The 21,333-nt window shown below is 66.1% G+C and carries 21 protein-coding genes, 1 tRNA gene and 2 pseudogenes; 12 read left to right on the top strand and 12 right to left on the bottom strand.

Features of this window, described 5'->3' with window-relative positions; translation table 11 throughout:
• Positions 1-995: 995 nt before the first annotated feature.
• From MCHLDSM_RS18680 to MCHLDSM_RS18690, 3 genes are all read left to right on the top strand, one after another.
• Complete coding sequence (locus tag MCHLDSM_RS18680) at positions 996-1,631, top strand: RNA polymerase sigma factor (protein ID WP_234714112.1); 636 nt, start codon at positions 996-998, stop codon at positions 1,629-1,631.
• A complete protein-coding gene (locus MCHLDSM_RS38780) occupies positions 1,628-2,068 on the top strand; it encodes a hypothetical protein (RefSeq protein ID WP_082168969.1) in 441 nt (146 codons plus the stop codon). Before MCHLDSM_RS18680 ends, MCHLDSM_RS38780 begins: the two co-directional genes overlap by 4 nt.
• Positions 2,069-2,155: 87 nt before the next feature.
• Positions 2,156-2,389 carry a type II toxin-antitoxin system Phd/YefM family antitoxin gene (locus MCHLDSM_RS18690; RefSeq protein WP_048471461.1) on the top strand — a complete coding sequence of 78 codons (234 nt, stop codon included), beginning with the start codon at positions 2,156-2,158 and terminating at the stop codon, positions 2,387-2,389.
• A 573-nt stretch (positions 2,390-2,962) separates the two neighbouring features.
• Here MCHLDSM_RS18690 and MCHLDSM_RS18700 read toward each other — a convergent pair.
• Complete coding sequence (locus tag MCHLDSM_RS18700; RefSeq protein WP_048471463.1) at positions 2,963-3,721, bottom strand: YfbU family protein; 759 nt, start codon at positions 3,719-3,721, stop codon at positions 2,963-2,965.
• A 134-nt stretch (positions 3,722-3,855) separates the two neighbouring features.
• Here MCHLDSM_RS18700 and MCHLDSM_RS18705 point away from each other — a divergent pair, with 134 nt between their 5' ends.
• The gene (locus MCHLDSM_RS18705; RefSeq protein WP_060937709.1) at positions 3,856-4,335 is read left to right on the top strand and encodes a hypothetical protein; all 480 of its coding nucleotides are present in this window, start codon (positions 3,856-3,858) and stop codon (positions 4,333-4,335) included.
• Positions 4,336-4,444: 109 nt separating this feature from the next.
• On the opposite strand, the gene MCHLDSM_RS18710 is transcribed toward MCHLDSM_RS18705, so the two are convergent.
• The 3 genes from MCHLDSM_RS18710 to MCHLDSM_RS36290 form a co-directional block, all read right to left on the bottom strand.
• The gene (locus tag MCHLDSM_RS18710; RefSeq protein ID WP_048471465.1) at positions 4,445-5,170 is read right to left on the bottom strand and encodes a Type 1 glutamine amidotransferase-like domain-containing protein; all 726 of its coding nucleotides are present in this window, start codon (positions 5,168-5,170) and stop codon (positions 4,445-4,447) included.
• Positions 5,171-5,518: 348 nt separating this feature from the next.
• Entirely contained in the window at positions 5,519-7,735 is a 2,217-nt protein-coding gene (locus MCHLDSM_RS36285) for an AICE element replication initiation protein (RefSeq protein WP_082168970.1), read from the bottom strand.
• Positions 7,736-7,904: 169 nt separating this feature from the next.
• The gene (locus MCHLDSM_RS36290) at positions 7,905-8,102 is read right to left on the bottom strand and encodes a helix-turn-helix transcriptional regulator (RefSeq protein ID WP_074377345.1); all 198 of its coding nucleotides are present in this window, start codon (positions 8,100-8,102) and stop codon (positions 7,905-7,907) included.
• A gap of 88 nt (positions 8,103-8,190) precedes the next feature.
• On the opposite strand from MCHLDSM_RS36290, the gene MCHLDSM_RS18715 reads away from it, so the two are divergent.
• Positions 8,191-8,844, top strand: a complete 654-nt coding sequence (locus MCHLDSM_RS18715; RefSeq protein ID WP_131722658.1) for a helix-turn-helix domain-containing protein — start codon at positions 8,191-8,193, stop codon at positions 8,842-8,844.
• Positions 8,845-9,295: 451 nt separating this feature from the next.
• Positions 9,296-9,844: pseudogene (locus tag MCHLDSM_RS39535) on the top strand (tyrosine-type recombinase/integrase); the annotation flags it as partial.
• A gap of 209 nt (positions 9,845-10,053) precedes the next feature.
• On the opposite strand, the gene MCHLDSM_RS18725 reads toward MCHLDSM_RS39535, so the two are convergent.
• From MCHLDSM_RS18725 to ponA2, 4 genes are all read right to left on the bottom strand, one after another.
• Positions 10,054-10,127, bottom strand: a tRNA-Pro gene (locus MCHLDSM_RS18725).
• A 243-nt stretch (positions 10,128-10,370) separates the two neighbouring features.
• Positions 10,371-11,477 carry an L-cysteine desulfhydrase Cds1 gene (gene cds1, locus MCHLDSM_RS18730; protein ID WP_048471468.1) on the bottom strand — a complete coding sequence of 369 codons (1,107 nt, stop codon included), beginning with the start codon at positions 11,475-11,477 and terminating at the stop codon, positions 10,371-10,373.
• The gene (locus MCHLDSM_RS18735) at positions 11,474-12,439 is read right to left on the bottom strand and encodes a metallophosphoesterase (protein ID WP_048471469.1); all 966 of its coding nucleotides are present in this window, start codon (positions 12,437-12,439) and stop codon (positions 11,474-11,476) included. The genes cds1 and MCHLDSM_RS18735 overlap by 4 nt, the downstream gene beginning before the upstream one ends.
• Positions 12,440-12,487: 48 nt before the next feature.
• Positions 12,488-14,941 (bottom strand): transglycosylase/D,D-transpeptidase PonA2, encoded by a 2,454-nt coding sequence (ponA2, locus tag MCHLDSM_RS18740; RefSeq protein ID WP_048471470.1) that lies wholly within the window; start codon positions 14,939-14,941, stop codon positions 12,488-12,490.
• Between the two features lie 297 nt (positions 14,942-15,238).
• Here ponA2 and MCHLDSM_RS18745 point away from each other — a divergent pair, with 297 nt between their 5' ends.
• On the top strand, positions 15,239-15,595 hold the full coding sequence (locus MCHLDSM_RS18745) for a WhiB family transcriptional regulator (protein WP_048418658.1): 357 nt from the start codon (positions 15,239-15,241) through the stop codon (positions 15,593-15,595).
• 57 nt (positions 15,596-15,652) lie between these two features.
• On the opposite strand, the gene MCHLDSM_RS18750 is transcribed toward MCHLDSM_RS18745, so the two are convergent.
• Both MCHLDSM_RS18750 and MCHLDSM_RS18755 read right to left on the bottom strand, forming a co-directional pair.
• Positions 15,653-16,783 (bottom strand): ATPase BagB, encoded by a 1,131-nt coding sequence (locus tag MCHLDSM_RS18750; protein WP_048471471.1) that lies wholly within the window; start codon positions 16,781-16,783, stop codon positions 15,653-15,655.
• A 13-nt stretch (positions 16,784-16,796) separates the two neighbouring features.
• A complete protein-coding gene (locus MCHLDSM_RS18755) occupies positions 16,797-17,837 on the bottom strand; it encodes an ATPase BagA (RefSeq protein WP_048471487.1) in 1,041 nt (346 codons plus the stop codon).
• A gap of 48 nt (positions 17,838-17,885) precedes the next feature.
• Here MCHLDSM_RS18755 and MCHLDSM_RS37325 point away from each other — a divergent pair, with 48 nt between their 5' ends.
• The 4 genes and pseudogenes from MCHLDSM_RS37325 to MCHLDSM_RS39545 all read left to right on the top strand — a co-directional run.
• The gene (locus MCHLDSM_RS37325) at positions 17,886-18,047 is read left to right on the top strand and encodes a Sp36 family protein (RefSeq protein ID WP_109788880.1); all 162 of its coding nucleotides are present in this window, start codon (positions 17,886-17,888) and stop codon (positions 18,045-18,047) included.
• Positions 18,044-18,514 carry a RidA family protein gene (locus tag MCHLDSM_RS18760; protein WP_048471472.1) on the top strand — a complete coding sequence of 157 codons (471 nt, stop codon included), beginning with the start codon at positions 18,044-18,046 and terminating at the stop codon, positions 18,512-18,514. The genes MCHLDSM_RS37325 and MCHLDSM_RS18760 overlap by 4 nt, the downstream gene beginning before the upstream one ends.
• Positions 18,515-18,983 (top strand): MBL fold metallo-hydrolase (locus MCHLDSM_RS39540; protein ID WP_234714113.1); only part of this gene is annotated, 469 nt, incomplete at its 3' end. It abuts the gene before it with no gap.
• A gap of 1 nt (position 18,984) precedes the next feature.
• Positions 18,985-19,349 (top strand): annotated as a pseudogene (locus MCHLDSM_RS39545) (MBL fold metallo-hydrolase); the annotation flags it as partial.
• A gap of 1 nt (position 19,350) precedes the next feature.
• Here MCHLDSM_RS39545 and crp read toward each other — a convergent pair.
• Positions 19,351-20,025 (bottom strand): cAMP-activated global transcriptional regulator CRP, encoded by a 675-nt coding sequence (gene crp / locus MCHLDSM_RS18770; RefSeq protein WP_003931718.1) that lies wholly within the window; start codon positions 20,023-20,025, stop codon positions 19,351-19,353.
• A 102-nt stretch (positions 20,026-20,127) separates the two neighbouring features.
• Positions 20,128-20,460, bottom strand: coding sequence for a hypothetical protein (locus tag MCHLDSM_RS18775; RefSeq protein ID WP_048471473.1), 333 nt, complete (start codon positions 20,458-20,460; stop codon positions 20,128-20,130).
• A 113-nt stretch (positions 20,461-20,573) separates the two neighbouring features.
• Here MCHLDSM_RS18775 and nth point away from each other — a divergent pair, with 113 nt between their 5' ends.
• Positions 20,574-21,329 carry an endonuclease III gene (nth, locus tag MCHLDSM_RS18780; protein WP_048471474.1) on the top strand — a complete coding sequence of 252 codons (756 nt, stop codon included), beginning with the start codon at positions 20,574-20,576 and terminating at the stop codon, positions 21,327-21,329.
• Positions 21,330-21,333: the final 4 nt, after the last annotated feature.

Here is a 21,333-nt window from a genome sequence, read left to right on the forward strand (position 1 = left end):
CCCCCGCCCTCAGGCGTTGTCGGCGATTCTGCCGGCAAGCCCGCCGCCGTTGTCATGTCCCTTCAGCGCTATGAGCAGTTGCTCGACGAGCTGAACACGCTGCGCCGCAGAATCGCCGACAACGCCTGAGGGCGGGGGAAGGGCATCACGTGCTGACCGATGACGACGTGCAAGCTCTCAACCGACGCGCACGCGAGGTAGGAGGCATCATCGGCTGGAATCTGCAGTTCGTCGTCGCCCCCAACGCAGAGTACGTCGGTCTGGCGGCTGGCGGCGGGGCTGAAAACGCTGACCAGATCATCGTCCTGGGTCCCAGCCGGATAACCGATCTCGCCGTCCACGAGATAGACGTCGCCCTCGACGCACTCGGCGGCGTTCAGATAGGACGCGTAGCGCGGGGTCGATATGGCTCGATCGAGCGCCGCGGTGCGACGCGCTTCTGCCTGTTGGGGGTCTCTACCACTGGACTCCTTTTCGTGGTCCGAGGTAACATAGCTGGCAGAAGTCCCCGGACACCGCCTCTCTGGCCTGGAGCCATGACGCGGCCGGGGTTTTTTCTTTGGTGCCCCACCCGCGCCTCGCAGGTCCGGCCTACTGGACCACTCGCGGACCCGGGGCCGTCAGCAGCCCCTCTTGTGTATGCGGGGGACTGTCGGCCCGACCTGGGACAATGGTGGCAGCACGGCCCGCGACCGCTCGCCTGGAAAAAACTTTCTCCAGGTTTCAGGGGATGGCGGTACGCGCGGACTTAAGAGGAAGCGACAACCGTAGGGATCGGTTGTCTCATTCTCGCCTCCTGGAGATGTAGCCATGGATCGACCGGCACGCCGCCCCGGCCCGCCTGTTGATGCCGCGCGCTTACAACCGGACAACCAGGGCGACATCCGGGGCGTCGATGAAGGGTTGGTAGTGCCTGGCTCGACGACCCTGATCTGGCCGCTGAACTTGCCGACGAGCTGGAACGACTCCGGCGTCTTCAAGCCGATGAGGAGCTGTTGCTAGCGCTGCAGTTGGAGCAGTTCACGGGCCGGCTGTGGGAGCGGTTTTCCCGCGAGCTGACCCGCTACGGCCTCGGCGTGCTGCGCGCCTGGATCCGTCACGGCACCATCTACGGCAAGGCCAAGGCGCTGACCGGCTACGGTCTGGGGCGCATCGAAGGCTGGCCTGAGGATGAGGCCATTGACGACATCGCCAAGGACACCGTGGTCGCCGCGCTGACCTACTTCCGCGACAAGGTGCTCAAGACCCACCGCTGGCAATCCTCGGGAGGCGCGTCGCTGGGCACCTTCTTCATCGGCCAGTGCCTCTATCAGTTCGCCAACATCTACCGCAGCGCACTGCGGGCCGAACTCGAACGAATTGAGCAGGCCACCACACCGATGGCCGAACTCCCCGAAGACCGGTTCGACATCATCAAGGGCATCGAGGAGACCATCGTCGCCAACGACACGGTGGCTGAAGCGATGGCGCTGTTGAGCACCGACCGGGCACGTCGAGCGCTGTTCCTTCAGGAGCACGGCTTCACCCAGCGGGAGATCGCCGACAAGCTCGGTCTGCGCGACGCCAAGAGCGTAGAGAACCTCATCGGCCACCAACTCCGCCAACTCCGAAACCGAAAGAGGACGTCGTGACCACCATCAAGCACCTCACCGCACTCATCAACGCCAGCTCGTTGGGCACACGCACCGGTCGAGTCGCCCGCAGGTCGGTGACCGCCGCCGAAGGGGACGCACTGGCCCGCCGCGCCGCCGAGGGCGGCCAGGGGCACGACAATTCCGAGGAATTCAGGGGTCGAGCCGACGAGCGCACTTATAGACCGGTATCCGGCTCAACACCGGGCCGGACGAACCGAAAGGACAAGACAATGGCCAAGGGACATCACCGCAGCGCGACCACCGGTCGCTACGTCAAGGCGTCCACCGCGGCGCGCAACCCCAAGACCACGGTCACCGAACGGGGCGCCAACCGCAGCAGCGGAACTCATCACCGCAGCGCCATCACCGGCAAGTTCGTGAAGGGCTCCACGGCCGCACGTCACCCCAACACCACGATCACCGAACGCGGTTGAGCATCAACCGGATTCGGCGGCGTCCCCTCGGCTCGACAGGCGGGCCGAGGGGACACCAGACCGACCCACTTCCGAAAGGCAAATCCCATGATCCGTACCACCGTTGAAGCCCTCGGCGGCGCGCAAGCCGTTCCCAGTGAGCTGATCCCGGTCCGCGAACTGCATCAGCACCTGATCGATCAGGTGGCCACCAGTGGCGGCAACGTCGTCCTGGCCGACACTGCCGGCAAGCCCGCCGCCGTTGTCATGTCCCTTCAGCGCTATGAGCAGTTGCTCGACGAGCTGAACACGCTGCGCCGCAGAATCGCCGACAACGCCTGAGGGCGGGGGAAGGGCATCACGTGCTGACCGATGACGACGTNTGCTCGACGAGCTGAACACGCTGCGCCGCAGAATCGCCGACAACGCCTGAGGGCGGGGGAAGGGCATCACGTGCTGACCGATGACGACGTGCAAGCTCTCAACCGACGCGCGCGCGAGGTAGGAGGCATCATCGGCTGGAATCTGCAGTTCGTCGTCGCCCCCAACGCAGAGTACGTCGGTCTGGCGGCCGGCGGCGGGGCTGAAAACGCTGACCAGATCATCATCCTCGGCCCCAGCCGCATCACCGATCTCGCCGTCCACGAGATAGACCTCGCCCTCGACGCACTCCAGCGCGGCGAACGGCAGATCATCCTCGACGAAGACGGTGACCCGCGCCTGATCTAAATGCGGCGCCGTGCGACACGTCCAGGTTGCCTGCTTCCATTCGGGGCGCAGCTACCTGTGAGCAGCTTCCCGGCAGCCTCACGTGGCCCCTCAGTGGGGCACGGAATTTCAGACCCCAACCGGGCCGCGGGCGGGCCGGGCGGGAGCCGTCCTATGTCTCTGCTCGGCGGCGGGACGCCCCCCGAGCTAGCCGCGGCGCGACGGGTGAACCCGAGCGTCTGCGATCTGCTGCAGCTCGTCGAGGGACAGCAAGTAGTCCTCTCGATGGAATCCGCGGTCGCGGCTGGCCTTGATGCGGCGGTGTTCTGCAACCATGCGCATGTAGGTGTCGAGCATGAGGGAGTGGGAGTTCCCCTCGTCGTTGTTGCTCCACTGTTCGTGCAGTTCGGCCCACCGGCCGTCGCTCATGAGGAACTCGACGTAGTGGGCCATGTGGTTTTCGAGTCCGTCGTTGCCGTCGAAGCCCCGAAATTCCAGCTTGTACTTGAGGTCCTCGTCGACGGTGGTCCCGTCCTTTTCCAGCCGTCGAATGCTGAAGGTGATGACGCGGAACATGTCGAGGATGTCCAGGACGCGGCCGCAGTCGCGCTTGGACAGCTCGGGGCTGAACCCGGCGACTTCGCGCCAGTATTCCCCGGTGTAGCCCGCCTCGATCACCCGCGCACGCCCCAGCTGATAAGCGGCGTCTCCGTCCACGTCGTCGTTGTCCTCGGGCAGCACGCGCGCGAGGATGCGGTGAAGCAGTGAGAGCACCTGCCGATCGGCAATCCGCATAGTCTCCGGCGCCGGCAGGTCGCCGTGGTCCTCTTTGGACTCATAGCCAGGGACGAGCGCGGCCATGAGCAGATCGCGGACGTACTCGCTGACGGTGACACCCTCCGCGTCAGCCATGTCCTTGAGTTCATCGCGGACCTGATCATCGACTCGGATATTCAAGACGGCCATACCGCCCCCTTCATGTCTAGACGTATGACGCGTATGACGCTATCGTATCAAGTGTCACACAAAGTTACCGGAATGACCCCGCCGGGTCGACCCCAGTGGCGCGCCGCCCTAAGTCGCAGCGAAGGAGATCGCGTATGAGCATCACGCCCACCCCGCCACTGCGCCCCGACTGCGGCCCTAGCAGCCCCGACCAGGTGATCGCGCACGTGCACTCCGATGGCCGGATGGCCATCACGCTGACCGAAGGCACCAGCCTGCAGGTGCCAAACCTCGACGAGTGGCAACTTCTGGGCCGCGTACAGATGCGCAACGACATGCCAAGCGAGCTCAAGATCAACGTGGTGGCGTACCACCGCCACACCGGACGACTAGCACGCTTCTACATGATCCGGCCGAAGCATCCCGATGGGCTTGATCCGCTGGACTACAGCTCCGATCCCGACGACCTGCCTGGTTATGCAGACTGGAAGCAGAAGTGGGACCAGGAGAACGCCACCGTGCGGTACGAGACCGATAAGCCGCTATGGGACTTGCTATCCCGGCTACCCGAGATCACCGACGTGTTCATCGGCACCGTTGACGATCTACACAACAGCAACGAGAAGAACGCATAAGCACCAATACTGCGATCGGCTCAACGTCTCAGATCTAGAGAATGAAGACGGCTCAAATCCTGTCTCAGGTTGAGCACGTCACCGGGGAGCGCTGGGCCGGGCGCGAAGGTTAGAGCCTTCTGGTGTCGAGCCGAGTCTCGACGACCAAACCATCCTGGACGTCAACGAAATAGGCTGCGGCGCCATCGCGCTCGGACAGTGCTTCTGCGAATTCCGTCCCTCGGTACAGCACGCCCGCGCCATCGTCGGTGGCGTAGGCAGTAGGCAACACTCCCTCGCCGACCAGCCGTTGAAGGAGCGGGCGCCGTTGATCCTCGGAATCGTAGTGAACGCCGTTGGCGTAGGGCAGGAAGCCAAGACCGTTGGTCACCGGTTGCAGTTGTGGACCGAAGGAGTCCGTTGTTCCGCCAGCGTGCCAGCAGATGGAGCCGGCCGAGATTCCGGTGAGCACGACACCCGCCTGCCAGGCGGTGTGCAGAGCGGCGTCGACATCGTGCAGTCGCCACATGGCCAGCAGGCCGGCGACGCTGCCGCCGAATACCCACACCACGTCGTGATTGAGCAGGTGTGCAGTGATGTCATCGACTGTTGGCATGGGGAACAGCGACAGGTGGGAGGGGGTGAACCCGCTGGCCTGCGCGGCCTCGGTGAGGTAGTGCAGTACCGCCTTGTCGTCGCCCATGGCGGTGGCCAACAGGCAAACCCGTGGTGATCGGCCGGTTACGCCGGATAGATCGACGGCGAAATGTGTCAGCGCGGTGAACGCGAATCGGGTGCGCTGCCCTGACGTGATACCGCCGCTGGTCGCCAGTATGGTCGGTGTATCCGCAGGCACTGGGCCACGGTATGCCCACCGTTTCTAGGTCAGCAAGCGAGTTGCGCGCTTCTCGGGCGACTTGCCTCAATCATCTGGCACCGCTTGGCGGCCCTGCAGTTGCGCGATGCCACAGCCGCAGCGGCTCGATAGATTTCTCGTTTCTAAAGTAACGAGACAGCAGCCAGGTCTGCCATCCTCCGACCAGTTGGGCCAGGTCGCGAGGTCTCAATTCTCGTCTCACTCCGCATGTCTCCAATCCTCACCGTCGGCGGTTCATCCGCCGGCGCTGAGTTTTGAACTGAACCGACCTGGTGAAGAGTTTTGACCAGGTGAAACGGATTGGATGCCCAGGTGTTCTCGGCGTGGTCAAGAAGCCATGTTCTTCTTGAGCGGTCTTGCCGATGTGACGGGGCGCGAGGATTGCGAGGAACAATTCAGCCCTTTGTCTTCCTGGGGAGGACGGATCGACCACAGCAGCACATTCCGATGGTTACGGGCTCCGTCGTCCTCGATTGTCCAACCCAAAGCGCGTAGAGCAGTGGCGTTCCGCTTGAGCACGGTGGTGACGTCGCGGCCGTTCTTGGGCCATCCAATAGGCCGCCGGCCGCCGTCGCCGGTTGGCTGCACAATCGCAAGGAGCTCGGCCCCCGTCTTACCAATCAGCGGCAGGGTGCAACTGTTGCGCATCGACTCGATGAAGACATCGCCCTGAAGGCTATCTTCGCTCAGCTGGTTGGCTCGAGCCATATAGCGCGCAAGTCCATTCGTTCCCATTTCGCTATCCACTACAGCCAGTAGGCGAGCGAAATCGGCCATTCTCGGAGTGAAGCCGAGGTTGGCGAAGGAGCGGCCATTGTGGACTGTGGCCGCGAGCTGAAGTAGAGCGCCCATGATTCTCGGACGAGCCTTCGCCCACTCCTCATAGATCTCTGATTCTGTTCTCCGGGAGCGGAGATCGATCCTTTTGAGTTCCACCACAGCGAGTCGCTCGGCAAGATCTGGGCGCAATGCGCCGACATCGATCCCATTGAGAATGAGGCATCGGCGGAAACTCACGATCGATAGGCCTCCGTCCGTGTACAAAGCGCGTTTGACGCTGCCGTCTCCAGTCACCGCTCTGCACAACGAATCTGAAAGCCATGGCGAGATACCAGACAAGTTGTCCAAGGCGACAACCCAAGATCCAGCAGCCGCCGTGACCCAGGAATCGGCGTCGCGAGGTGCCTGCCGAAGAGGCACAGGCGACGGATCGATCAGATCGACAATCATTCTCGTGACAGTGCTTTTCGCGCTGCCTTGCTCGGCGAAAAGGGCCAATACCGGATGTGGCGTGTCACTACTCACGAGGGCAGCAATAAGCGTGGCCAAGAGGATGGGGCGGTCTTCGACAGCCACGTTGATAAATTCCCATAGCAAGTCAAGATTCGGCTCACCAGCAGGAAGCGTCATTTCACCGGTCAACTTGGTTCGTAGGAATCGAACTGGCGCCGACGGAAGGAGCGACCACGTTCCGTCGCCAATTCTAAAGACCTGGCCATCGAGGCGCCCAGTGTCGACGTACACGGCATCTGCTGCACTTGCTACCCGCAGGTATAGGCGTTCGGGCTGTTCCCGCGCCGCTAGACCGTCGAGAATCGAAATGGCATCCATGAGTGCTTGACCGCCCGCCGCGGTCCCGTTATCCGAAAAGTATTGAGCAGCAAGGTCTGCGCGCAACCCGGATCGGCCACCGCGAAGAGGTATAGCAATATGCGGCTGTGACTTTCTGGCCCCAAAGGGCTCACCGTCGTCGGTGCAACCTAGGTGGTATTGCTCCTTGGCCAGCTCGACGAGTCTTACGGCAGCAGACTTCTTTTCCTGCGAGGCGGGTCTTGGGGACATACTCTCCGGTTCGCTCTGTGCATGGAGGACAGTGTCAAGGTCGGCAAGACTGAAACCAGCTGCATAATGGTCAGCAAAGTCTTTACCTGAACGCGGTTCGACGATGGTGACGCTGGATGCTATGGCATAGAGGTGTATCGCCACCGTAGACGCGTGACGGCGTCCTACTTCGTCTCTATCGGCAACAATTACGACGTTCTTGCCGCGCAACGGACTCCAGTCAAAGTTGGCTGATTTGCCCGCCCCCATCGCAGGGCAGACGGCGGTGCCTCCCGCCGCCTCGACCGCCAAGACATCTTTCTCGCCTTCGACGACGTAGACGAGCTCGACGCTCGCAATAAGGTCAGCACGAAATAGGCTGCGTCCGCGCGTATTACCGGATTGGCGAAACCGCTTCTGAGGGTCACGATGCACCCGGCGCTCGTCGGGATACACATACGTGACACCGCGGGGAGTATCGAATAGATCAGCAAGCGTCATATCAAGCGCGCGGACCACCGATTCGGTGTCGCAGCCCGCGTGGCAGTAAATGAGCACCTGACCCTCGATCGCGGTGACGGCAAGAGACGGGTTCCGGTCATCGTGGGCCGGGCACTGTGCCATAGCACGGTCAGCGTGGACCACGACTTGGCGATTACTGGTATTGAGCGCTGTGAGGATCCGCTGGTAGGCCGTTTCCGCAGGCTGAGGTAGTGGGTTCATCGTGTGGCACCGTGCGAGAAACCAGGGTCTTGCTCTTGTCGGTGGTGGGCAAGTTTTCGATCCTTGGGACCGCGATCGGGAGTTAAACTCGTCATGAACCGTCCTCTGCGAAGGGTGGCAGTTCTCCGAGAGGCCCTGGGGCTCAGCCAGGGTCTCTCATTTCATTGCTTCAGGCGGCGCCGTCACCCCCACGGCGGGTTGCGCTCTCTTGTTCGGCGATCCATCGCTCGACTTCGCTGCGTCGGTAAACAACTCGACGCCCCAACGTGAAACTTGCTGGTCCCGTCCCGGCATGGCGCCAGTACCGGAGAGTGCCCACTGGGACACCAGTGAGATCCGAAACTTGGCGGGCTGACATGATGCTCATTTGATGTTCCTTTCACATCATAATGCTGAATCAACACCGCCAACGATTGCACTTTCCTTGGTGTGGGTCAAGCATTACAGTGTGATTTGTGCATGATGATCCTCCTCCGGGCGCTGACGAAGACTTCAGCCAGACGTTTGGGCGGAACATGCGCATAGCGCGCGGACAAAGGGGTTGGAGTCAGAGGCAACTCGCAGAGGCGTTGGAGGGCCAAGGTGTTCGACTCGACCCCTCGGCCGTTACGCGAATCGAGCGCGGTGATCGCGAAGTCAAGCTGCGGGAGGCTGCCGCGATTGCTGACTGTCTGAACACCGATCTTCAGCAGCTGCTGATGCCTTCAGGCCCAGACCCACTGAGCATGGTCCTGGAGGTGCGGAAATTCGCGGAGAAGCGAATGCGCTCCGGGCGTTTTGCGTTTGCAGAGCTGGGGCACTACGCCCGTACCATGCAGGAGCTTCTGGAGCTCCGCCCGGAGGCCAAAGACCGACTTCGCAGGCTGCGTAACCGGTCCGAGAAATCGGACGCGCACGAGATGGTAGTACGTGAGCTTGAGGACCTGTTGAGCGAATTGCGCTCCGCTCAACCGGAATTCGAAGTTCAAGACGTCGACGAGCGGTTAGGTGGCGTGCTCCAACGGATCGTCAACGCTTCCGTCGAAGATCTGTTCATTGCAAGACCGTCGGGGGAAGGCGCAGCCGTCGGCAAGCAAGGCGGGTCAGACGACAGCGATGCAGAGGCGTAATCGCCGAAGCGGGGTCGAGGACCGCTGGCGTCGCGCAGATGGCAGTCCATCTGTGCGTGCCGGCAAGGGGCGCCGTTGGCTAGCCCGGTATGTAGACGACCAGGGCCAAGAAAACACCAAGTCCTTCGATCGCAAAGTAAATGCTCAAGCCTGGCTCGATGAGATCGTCGCCACGCAGGTGACTGGAACCTATGTAGCTCCAAAGGCCGGTCGCGTCAGTGTCGGCGAGCTTTACGCAAAGTGGCTCGGAACGCAGAGCCATCTCAAGAAAACCACCGCGTCGACGCGACGGTACACCTGGCCGGTTTACGTGGAGCCGCGCTGGTCAGCAGTGGCTGTTGCCGATGTCCAGACGACCGATGTGCGGGGCTGGGTCCAGTCGATGACGTCATCCGGCGCGGGCCCGGCCACCGTTGAGAACGCCGTCGGCATCTTGCGCCAAATTCTGGAGATGGCTGTCGAGGATCGACGGATCGCGCGCAATCCATGCGCGGGGATCAAGCTTCCCCGCCGTAAGCGGCGGCCGCGCGGCTATCTGACGCACCGGCAGGTGGAGCAACTCGCGATTGAAGTCGGCCCGGATGCGACGGTGGTGCGCTTCCTGGCCTACACGGGGCTGCGCTGGGGAGAGATGGCAGCGCTACGAGTCAGCGACGCCAAAATGCTTCGCCGTCGAGTCCACGTGCGGGAATCAGTGACGGAGGTCGAGGGCCAACTGGAGTGGTCGTCGCCCAAGTCCTATGAGCAACGGATGGTGCCCTTTCCCGCATTCCTTGCTGACGAACTCGCTGCACTGATGATCGGCAAGAAACCCGATGACCTGATCTTCGCCGCGCCAGAGGGCGGGGTGCTACGGGTATCGAACTGGCGGCGCCGAGTATTCGCCAAAGCGGTCAAGCGGCTCATCGTGGAGGACGCGAGTTTCCCGGTGGTAACGCCGCACGATCTTCGCCATACCGCCGCGTCACTGGCCATCAGCGCCGGCGCCAACGTCAAGGCGGTGCAGACGATGTTGGGGCACGCTTCGGCGGTGCTTACTTTGGACACGTATGCCGACCTATTCCCCGATGATCTAGAGCTGGTTTCGGCGGCTCTAGACGATGCTCGAACCAAGTCTCTGGAACCCGCTGCGGACCAATTGCGGACTGGAACGAAAGAAGGCCCCGAACTGGACAACCAGTCAGGGCCTTCTACCTGCGATCACACGAGTCGGGGTGGCGGGATTCGAACCCACGACCTCTTCGTCCCGAACGAAGCACGCTACCAAGCTGCGCCACACCCCGAGTGAAGCCACGACAGCGTATCGCACCGCCTGCCGTTGAAGCCAAACGCGTATCGGCTCCGCGACACGCCGCGGGAAGCATCCGGCTTGTCGGTGGCGTTATGCACACTGACGAACGAGAAACGGACGAAAGCGGGCGGGACATGACTGGCTTGGGCGCATCGATCTACCTGGGCTTCTTCGCGCTGGCCGCGCTGTGGCTGTTCCTGACCTCCGACGGCCCGCTCACGCGGCGCTCCGAGAATCAGGGCCAGCAGCCCGACCGCTCGAACTCGACGAGCACCTCGGCCGGTTCGGACGGGTCCAGCCCGTGGCTGGTGAGCCACTCCGCGCGGAAGTAGGTCTCCGCGTAACGCTCGCCGCCGTCGGCTAGCAACGTCACCACCGATCCGCTGCGCCCCTGCGACCTCATCTCGGCCAGCAGGCCGAACGCCCCCCACAGATTCGTCCCCGTGGACGGCCCCACCCGCCGGCCGAGCACGCGGCTCACGTGATGGGCGGCCGCCACCGACGCCGCGTCGGGCACCACGACCATCCGGTCCACCACACCCGGCAGGAACGACGGCTCCACCCGCGGCCGGCCGATCCCCTCGATGCGCGAGGACTTCCCGGTGACCACACCGGGATCGTCGTGCAGATACGACGGATAGAACGCCGAGTTCTCCGGATCGACCACGCACAGCCGGGTCGGGTGGCGCCGGTAGCGCAGATACCGCCCGATCGTCGCGCTGGTGCCGCCGGTGCCGGCGCCGACCACGATCCAGTCCGGCACCGGATGGGTCTCGCGCGTCATCTGATCGAAGATCGACTCCGCGATGTTGTTGTTGCCGCGCCAGTCGGTGGCGCGCTCGGCGTTGGTGAACTGGTCGAGGTAGTGCCCGCCGGTCTGCTCGGCCAGCCGTTGCGCCTCGGCGTACACCTGGGCCGACTCGGTGACGAAATGGCAACGGCCGCCCTGGGATTCGATCAACGCGACCTTGGTCGCACTCGTCGACGCCGGCATCACCGCGATGAACGGCAGCCCGAGCATCGACGCGAAGTAGGCCTCCGACACGGCCGTGGACCCCGATGACGCCTCGATGACGGTGGTGCCCTCGCAGATCCAGCCGTTGCACAGCGCGTAGAGGAACAGCGAGCGCGCCAGCCGGTGTTTGAGGCTGCCGGTGATGTGCGTGCTCTCGTCCTTGAGATACAGCGCCAGGTCGCAGTCGTGCGACCAACTCGACGGCAGCGGATAGCGCAGCAGGTGGGTGTCGGCGCTGCGGCGGGCGTCCGCCTCGATCAGCCGCACGGCGTTGTCCGCCCACGAACGGGACCGATCGCGCACGGCCGACGAGGCCGAGTGGTTCACCGCGCCGATACGGTGGTGTCCGACTGCCCGGCCCGCGTCCCGGCGTCCGACCCGCCGGTCGGAGCGGCCACCAGCGTCAGCAGCGTCGCCTCCGGCCGGCAGCAGAACCGCAGCGGCGCGAACGGTGACGTGCCGATGCCGGCCGAGACGTGCAGCTGGGTGCGCGCACCCCAGCGGGACGGACCCTTGACCCGGGACCGGTCCAGATCGCAATTGGTGACGATCGCGCCGTAGAACGGCAGGCACAGCTGACCGCCGTGGGTGTGCCCGGCCATCACCAGCTGATAACCGTCGGCGGCGAAGCGGTCCAGCACCCGCGGCTCGGGGGAGTGCGTCAGCCCCAGCGTCAGGTTCGCGGTCGGATCGGCCGCCCCGGCGATGGTGGCGTAGCGATCCCGCGACAGATGCGGATCGTCGACGCCGGCCGCGGCGATGTGCAGCCCCGCCACCTCGAACTCGCGTCGGGTGTGGGTCATGTCCAGCCAGCCCCGCTCGGTGAACGCCGCCCGCAGGTCCTGCCAGGGCAGCGGCTCACCGTGGATGCGATGGCCGGGGTTGGTCAGGTAGTTGGCCGGGTTCTTCAGCCGCGGCGCAAAGTAGTCGTTGCTGCCGAACACGAACACGCCCGGTACCGACAGCAGGTCCCCGAGGGCCTGCACCACCGCGGGCACCGCCTTGGGGTGCGCCAGGTTGTCGCCGGTGTTGACCACCAGATCGGGCTTCAGGCCCGCCAGCTCGCGCAGCCACGCCTGCTTCCGGCGCTGGGTCGGCCGCATGTGGATGTCACTGAGGTGGAGCACCTTGAGCGGAGACGACCCGGGCGTGAGCACCGGCATCGTCGCCTCACGCACGACGAACGCGTTGCGCTCGATCAGCGAGGCGTAGCCGATCCCGGCGGCGAGCGTGCCCGCCGAGGCGACCGCGACGTTCTTCACAATCGAGCTGGCAGAAACCGAAGACACGCGGTCCAGACTACTGCCAGTCGCTGTGCGACGAGCGGGCTGCGACGATCACGGAGGCGGCGGCGGGGCCGGCGGCGGTCCCAGCACGGGGACCGTGATCGGCGGCAGACCGGGGATCTGGATGACGGTCTCGCCCACCGGCGGCGGAGGCAGCCCCGGCGGCAGCGCACCGGGCGGCGGAGGCGGCGGCGCCGGAGCGATGCCGTTGGAGATCTGGATCGTGATGATCGAGCCGGGCACCGTCTGACCGCTCGGAGACGTCCCGACGACCGTGCCGTAGGACGACGCGCTGTTGACCGGCGTCGCCTGATCGGCGACCTGGAAACCCGCCTCGCGCAACCGCTGCCGCGCCGTGTCCTGACTCATGCCGGCCACACTCGGCACCCGCGAGCCCGGCGCCCCGTCGACGTAGCGGGGGTCGGTCGGCGGCAGAGCGACATCCCCGAACTGGGTCGCGATCGGCTGCATGGCGGTGAACCACGTCCGCGCCGGCTCGTTGCCGCCGAACAGGTTGCCGTCACCGCACTGACGCAGCGGGAACGAACACAGCTCGCCGGGGGCGTTCGAGTCGTCGTAGATGTAGTTGGCGGCGGCCAGCTGATTGGTGAAGCCGAGGAAGCCCGAGGACCGGTGCGCCTCGGTGGTCCCCGTCTTGCCCGACATCGGCAGCGTCCAGCCCACCGAGCCGGCCGCGCCGGCCGCGGTACCCGACCCCTGGTCGTCCTTGCTCATCGCGTTGGCCAGCGTGTTGGCCAGCCCCTCGGGCACGACCTGCTCGCAGGTCTCGGTGGTCACCGACACCTCCTGGCCGGTGCGGTCGAGGACCTGGGCGATCGGGTTCGGCGGGCACCAGGTGCCGCCGGAGGACAGCGTCGCAGCCACGTTGGACAGCTCGAGGGCGTTCACCTCGATCGGACCCAGCGTGAACGACCCCAGGTTCTGCCGCTTGACGAAGTCGGCCAGGCTCTCGTTGCTCTCGGGGTCGTAGTCGCGCGCGGTGCCGGGCAGCGCATAGGACCGCAGCCCCAGCCGCACCGCCATGTCGACGGCGCGCTGAACCCCGACCTGGGCGATCAGCTTGGCGAACGCGGTGTTCGGCGACGTCGCCAGCGCGTCGGTGACGCTCATCTGGCCGCGGTAGTTGCCGGCGTTCTGCACACACCAGGTGGCCGGCGGGCAGCCGCGGGCGCCACCGGTGCCCAGGCCCTTGGCCTCGAACCGCGAGGGCGCATCGAGCGTGGCATTGATGCCCATGCCCATCTCCAGCGCCGCAGCGGTGGTGAAGATCTTGAAGATCGACCCGGCGCCGTCGCCGACCAGCGAGAACGGCTGGGGTTGCATGGTCTCGCCGGCGTCGAGGTTCAGGCCGTAGGTGCGGTTGCTGGCCATCGCGAGCACCGGGTGGGACTCCTTGCCCGGACGGATCACGCTCATCACGCTCGCCACGCCCTCGAGGTCCGGGCTGGCGATGCCGTCGATCGACGACTTCACGGTGTTCTGGATGTCCGGATCCAGCGTGGTCTTGATCAGGTAGCCGCCCTTGGCCACCTGATCCTTGCTGATGCCGGCGCGGGCCAGGTAGTCCAGCGCGTAGTCGCAGAAGAAGGCGCGGTCACCGGCGGCGATGCAGCCCCGGGGCAGCTCCTTGGGCGTCGGGAGGATGCCGAGCGGTTCCTGCTTGGCCGCGCGCAACTCGTCGGCGTGCTCGGGCAGGTTCTCGATCATCGTGTCGAGCACCAGGTTGCGCCGCGCCAGCGCCCCGTCGGGGTTGGTGTACGGGTTCAGCGTGCTGGTCGACTGCACCATGCCGGCCAGCAGCGCGGCCTGCTGCCAGTTCAGCTCCGCGGCGTTGATACCGAAATAGGTCTGCGCGGCGTCCTGCACGCCGAAGGCGCCGTTGCCGAAGGAGACGAGGTTGAGGTAGCGGGTCAGGATCTCCGGCTTGGTGAACGTCTTGTCCAGCGTCAGCGCCATACGGATCTCCCGCAGCTTGCGCGCCGGGGTGGTCTCGATCGCCGCGCGCTTCTCCGCGTCGGTCTGCGCGATCACCAGCAGCTGATAGTTCTTGACGTACTGCTGCTCGAGCGTCGAGCCGCCGCGGGTGTCGAGGTTGCCGGAGAGGTAGCCCGACAAGCCGGTCAGCGTGCCCTGCCAGTCCACGCCGTTGTGCTCGGCAAACCTCTTGTCCTCGATCGACACGATCGCCAGCTTCATGGTGTTGGCGATCTGGTCGCTGGGCACCTCGAAGCGCCGCTGGCTGTACAGCCACGCGATCACATTGCCCTTCGCGTCGACCATCGTCGACACCTGCGGCACTTCACCCTCGACCAGCTGGGCCGAGCCGTTGGCCACCACATCGGAGGCGCGGTTGGACATCAGTCCCACTCCGCCGACGACGGGGAACATCAATCCCGCGGCGACCACGCTCGCGAGAAGCACGCACCAGGCGAGCTTGATGACCGTCACCGCCCTGGGCGGCCGGGTCGTCTCGTCCTCCGGCATGGGTACAGAGTAGCGACGGGTACCGGGCACACTGACGCCGAGCGGGCCCGACTGACTCCTGGCAGAGGCTGACAAATGCAGTGGTCGGGCACTGTACCGGCCTGACGGCACGGTCGTCCCAAAAAAGTGGTCACGAATGTATTGCGCAGAATGCCTGTGACCACCTAAATTGAGCGCACAGTGCGATACAGGTCACACTAGACCCTCGCAGTGTGGCGTAGATCGCATTGCGTGGTCGACGTCGGTGAATCAGTCGTCTGCGTTGTCGGGGCGCGGCCAGAACGAAGGGGATCGCTGGTGTCAGTTACCAAGCCCGCCGCTCGCAAGACCAGTGTGAATCCGTCCGGTGAGTCCATTCTGCACGGCGCCGAGGCCGAAGCCCGTATTGCGTGGGTTTCGCAGGCCCGGTGTCGTCAGACCGATCCCGACGAACTGTTCGTCCGCGGCGCAGCCCAGCGCAAGGCGGCGGTCATCTGCCGGCACTGCCCGGTGATCGCCGAGTGCGGCGCCGACGCTCTGGACAACCGCGTCGAGTTCGGCGTCTGGGGCGGCATGACCGAACGGCAGCGCCGCGCCCTGCTCAAGCAGCACCCGGAAGTGGTCTCCTGGTCGGATTTCTTCGCCGCGCAGCGCAAACACCGCAGCGCCGGCTAGACGCGACGGCTTTCCCCACCGTCAAAATTTGCTTTATCTGCCGCGGCCTGACCTGTTTCAGGCCGCGGCTGCTTCTCCGGTGATCTGATCGGCGATGGCCCGCAGGGCCTCCAGATCGGACACGTCGAACGGCAGCGACGGCACACCGACGATCGCCACGTGCGGGTTGGCGCCGGTGAATCGCGACAGCAGTCGGACCTCCCGCTTGGCGGTCGACGCCCGGTCGGCGTGCACCCGCAGCACCGCGGCCGCCAGCGACTCGGGGTCGGACTTCTCCAGTTGCTCGGCCGCCTCCGCCGCCTTGTCGGCGTGCAGATCGCACAGGGTCGGGTGCGTCCGGTTGAGGATCAGCCCGGCCAACGGCATCCGCTCGGAGGAGAGCCGATCCACGAAGAACGACGCCTCGCGCAGCGCATCCGGTTCGGCCGCCGACACGACGACGAACTGCGTCCCCCGCCGCTTCAGCAATTCATAGGTGCGGTCCGCCTTCTCGCGGAACCCGCCGAACGTGGCGTCCAGTGACTGCACGAAACCCGCTGCGTCCGAGAGCATCTGCGAACCCAGGATCGTCGACATGCCCTTCATCGCCAGCCCGACCGCGCCGGTGACGAGTCGGCCGATGCCGCGACCGGGAGCCAGCAGCAGCCGCCACAGCCTGCTGTCCATGAAGCTGCCCAACCGTTTCGGCGCATCCAGGAAATCCAGGGCGTTGCGCGACGGCGGGGTGTCCACCACGATCAGGTCCCACTTGTCTTCTGCGAGAAGCTGTCCCAGCTTCTCCATGGCCATGTACTCCTGCGTGCCCGCCAGCGACGTGGCCACCGTCTGATAGAACTGGTTGTCCAGGATGGCGTCGGCGCGGTCGGCGCCGGAGTACTGGACCACCATCTCGTCGAACGTCCGGCGCATGTCGAGCATCATCGCGTGCAGCTCACCGGGCACCTCGGGCGCCAGCGGAACCCGCTGCGGAGTGTTGCCCAGAGTCTTGATGCCCAACGCCTGAGCCAGCCGCTTCGCCGGATCGATCGTCAACACCACGACGGTGCGTCCGTATTCGGCGGCGCGCAGTGCCATGGCCGCCGCCGTGGTGGTCTTGCCGACGCCGCCGGCGCCGCAGCACACGACCACGCGGTTGCCTCTATCGCGCAGGATCGAGGCCATGTCCAGGGCCGTGGGGGTGGTGCTCATCAGATGCCTCCCGTCACCGCACGCCCTGCTGGGCGAGCGCTTCGGCCAATTCGTACAGGCTGCCCAGGTCGACGCCGTCGGGCAGCGCGGGCAGTTCCAGACGCGGGATCTGCAGTTCGACGAGCTGCTCGGCGCTCTCGGCGCGGGCCGCGATGCGTGTCGCGTGCTCGATGGTCTCGGTCAGCAGTCCCGCGAAGTCGTTGTCCGACAAGGTGATTCCGGCGCTGTCCAGACCCGTGCGGATCGCGTCGGCGTCGATGCCGCCCTCGGCGGCTTTGGCGAGGTCATCGGGGGGCAGGTAGGCCGGGATGTTGCGGTTGATGATCACGCTGCCGATCGGCAGTTCCATCTCCCGCAGTTCGGCGATCGCCTCCAGGGTCTCCTGGACCGGCAGCGCCTCGAGCAGGGTGACGAGGTGGATGGCGGTGAGGTCGGAATGCAGCAGCCGCACCACTCCCTCGGCCTGGGAGTGCACCGGTCCGCCCTTGGCCAGATCCGACACCGCCTTGGTGACGTCGAGGAACCGGGCGATGCGCCCGGTGGGCGGAGAGTCGACCACGATCGCGTCGTAGTAGCCGTACTTGCCCTTCGCCTCTTTCGGGGTACGGGTCACGACCTCTTTGATCTTGCCGGTGAGCAGCACGTCGCGCAGGCCGGGGGCGATCGTCGTCGCGAACTCGACGGCGCCGATGCGCCGCATCGCGCGCCCCGCCAACCCGAGGTTGTAGAACATGTCCAGGTACTCGAGGAAGGCCGCCTCGGTGTCGATGGCCAGCGCGTTGACCTGCCCGCCCCCCTCGGCGGTCGCGATCTTCACCTCTTCATACGGCAGCGGGGGCACGTCGAACAGCTGCGCAATCCCTTGCCGGCCTTCGACTTCCACCAGCAGCACCTTGCGGCCGCCGGCGGCCAGCGCCAGGGCCAGCGCGGCGGCGATGGTCGACTTGCCGGTGCCGCCCTTGCCGGAGACGAAATGCAGCCGCGCCTCGGTCAGACGGGACGGCCAGCCGGCCGGCTTGGAACCGTGCGCTGTCACCTCTGGTGTGGTTGCCACCACTGCATGCTAGCCATAGCGGATCGGGCGCCGGATAAGCTCAGCCGCATGAGCGACACGACCCGCTGGGAGTACGCCACCGTTCCGCTGCTGACGCACGCGACCAAACAGATCCTCGACCAGTGGGGCGAGGACGGCTGGGAGCTGGTCTCGGTGCTGCCCGGCCCGACCGGTGAGCAGCACGTCGCCTACCTGAAGCGACCCAAGTGACCTCCAGCTGGTCGGCCCGGCTGGCCGAACTCGGGATCGCCCTGCCCGAGGTCGTCGCGCCGCTGGCGGCCTACGTGCCCGCGGTGCGGACGGGCAACCTCGTCTACACCGCAGGTCAGCTGCCCATCTCCGGCGGCGAACTGGCCGATACGGGCAAGGTCGGCGCGGAGGTGTCGGTCGAGGATGCGGCGCACCTGGCCCGCCGGTGCGCGCTGAACGCGCTGGCCGCGATCGACGGGCTGGTCGGCATCGACGCGGTGGTCCGCGTGGTCAAGGTGGTTGGCTTCGTCGCGTCCGCGCCCGGCTTCGGTGGCCAGCCCGTCGTCATCAACGGGGCGTCCGAACTGTTCGGCGAGATCTTCGGCGAGGCCGGGGCGCACGCCCGCTCGGCGGTCGGGGTGTCGGAGTTGCCGCGCAACGCGCCGGTGGAGGTGGAAGTGATCGTCGAGGTCGCTCCGGAGGTTTAGGTGGAGCACCCCGCGTACGGACTGCTGCGGCCGGTCACCGACACCGCGTCGGTGCTGCTGTGCGACAACCCGGGGCGGATGACGCTCGACGGCACCAACACGTGGGTGCTGCGCGGGCCCGGCAGCGACGAGATGGTGGTCGTCGACCCCGGACCGGACGATCGGGACGAGCACGTCGAGCGGCTGGCCGCGCTGGGTCCGATCCCGCTGGTGCTGATCAGTCACCGGCATGGGGACCACACCGGCGGCATCGACCGCATCGTGGAGCTGACGGGCGCCGTGGTCCGCTCGGTGGGCAGCGGATTCCTGCGCGGCCTCGGCGGACCGCTGACCGACGGCGAGGTGATCGACGCGGCCGGGCTGAAGATCACCGTGATGGCCACACCCGGGCACACCGCCGATTCGCTGTCGTTCCTGCTCGACGACGCTCGGGGCGAGCGAAGCGACGGGAGGGGTGCCGTGCTGACCGNGGCCCGTGCCCCGGCAGCACCCGGCGGTGCCCGAGGCCGTGCTGGGCCGCGGCACCACCGTCATCGACCAGGAGGACGGTGACCTGGGCGATTACCTGGAATCCCTGCGACGCCTGCACGGCCTCGGGCACCGCCGGGTGCTGCCGGGGCACGGGCCCGACCTCGAGGACATGGCCGCCGTCACCGACACCTACCTGGCGCACCGCCAGGAACGGCTGGACCAGATCCGCGGCGCGCTGCGCGACCTGGGGGAGGACGCCACCACCCGCGCGGTGGTGGAGCACGTCTACACCGACGTCGACGAGAGTCTCTGGGACGTCGCCGAGTGGAGCGTGCAGGCGCAGCTGAACTACCTGCGCCGCTGACTCAGCGCGCTCGGCGCGCCAGCCGCTCGGAGTCGCTGATCAGCACGCTCTTGCCCTCGAGCCGGATCCAGCCGCGGTGGGCGAAGTCGGCCAGCGCCTTGTTCACGGTCTCGCGGGAGGCGCCGACGAGCTGGGCGATCTCCTCCTGCGTCAGGTCGTGGGTGACGCGCAGCGCGCCGCCCTCCTGCGTGCCGAAGCGCTGGGCGAGCTGCAGCAGCTGCTTGGCCACCCGGCCGGGCACGTCGGTGAAGATCAGGTCGGCGAGGTTGTTGTTGGTGCGGCGCAGCCGGCGGGCCAGCACCCGCAGCAGCTGCTCGGCGATCTCCGGCCGATCGGCGATCCAGGCCCGCAGCGCCTCGCGGTCCATCGAGACGGCCCGCACCTCGGTGATGGTGGTGGCGCTCGACGTCCGGGGGCCGGGATCGAAGATCGACAGCTCGCCGAACATGTCGGACGGGCCCATGATCGTCAGCAGGTTCTCGCGACCGTCCGGCGAACGCCGTCCGATCTTCACCTTGCCCGAGATGATGATGTAGAGCCGGTCCCCGGGCTCCCCCTCAGCGAACACGGTGTGTCCGCGGGGGAAGTCGACAGGCTGCAGCTGCTTGGTCAGCGCGGAAACGGCGCTGGGTTCGACCCCCTGGAAGATTCCGGCCCTGGCCAGGATCTCGTCCACGTTGCCCCTCTTTGGAGATGTTGGTGGTCAGACATGCGCACGCTGACCCGTGATCAATCGTCAGATCAGTCTAGAGGCATGGCCTTCCATGACCAGCCCACGCTACACAGGATTGGCATGCGGGGTCTGCTGAAACCCCGTATTGACGCGCTGCGGAAACGACCGGACCGTCGGCAAACCCGGCAGCCCCGCGCTGCGCCCGCCGGTCGCGGTGGCCGCCTCCCGCTCACCACGGCGGCGGTGCTGATCGTGGATGGCCGTGTCGAGGCCGTCGCGCACGAGCGCGTCGACGTCGCTGGCCTCGGCCTGATCCAGGAACTCGGCGACGTCGGCCGCCGAGATCGTCTCGCGGCGCAGCCCGGCCTCCACCCGCTCCAGACCGAACGTCGCCAGCATCAACAACCCGGGTATCAGCGCGACGAGCAACCACGACACAAGTCGGAAGTAAACACGGCCAAGGTCTCGGCGGGATCACGAAAAGCCCTCGTTAAGGACCGATCCGCGGACCGGCGCGTCGCCGATGTGTCCGGGGTGCTCAGTACGCTGGCCTGGTGACCGTGACGAAGCGGAACAGCAAATGGGACAAAGAGACCCACCTGGGCCTCGTGCGGCGCGCCCGCAGGATGAATCGCACACTGGCGCAGGCGTTTCCCCATGTGTACTGCGAGCTGGACTTCACCAACCCGCTCGAGCTCACGGTGGCGACGATCCTGTCCGCGCAGAGCACCGACAAGCGCGTCAACCTGACCACCCCCGCGCTGTTCGTCAAGTACCGCACCGCCGCCGACTACGCGGGGGCGGACCGGGCCGAGCTCGAGGAGCTCATCCGGCCCACCGGGTTCTTCCGGAACAAGGCCAACTCCCTGATCCGGCTGGGCCAGGAACTCGTCGAGCGGTTCGACGGGCAGGTGCCGGCCACCCTCGACGAGCTGGTGACGCTGCCGGGGGTGGGCCGCAAGACCGCCAACGTCATCCTCGGCAACGCGTTCGACATCCCCGGCATCACCGTCGACACCCATTTCGGCAGGCTGGTCCGCCGCTGGCGCTGGACCGCCGAGGAGGACCCGGTCAAGGTCGAACACGCGATCGGCGCGCTGATCGAGCGCAGCGAGTGGACACTGCTCAGCCACCGGGTGATCTTCCACGGGCGCCGGGTGTGCCACGCCCGCAAGCCGGCCTGCGGCGTCTGCGTGCTCGCCAAGGACTGCCCGTCGTTCGGCGCCGGACCCACCGATCCGCTGGTGGCGGCCCCGCTGGTGAAAGGCCCGGAGACCGAGCACCTGCTGGCGCTCGCCGGGCTGTAACCGC

This window comes from Mycolicibacterium chlorophenolicum (assembly GCF_001044235.1).
Lineage (GTDB): Bacteria > Actinomycetota > Actinomycetes > Mycobacteriales > Mycobacteriaceae > Mycobacterium > Mycobacterium chlorophenolicum.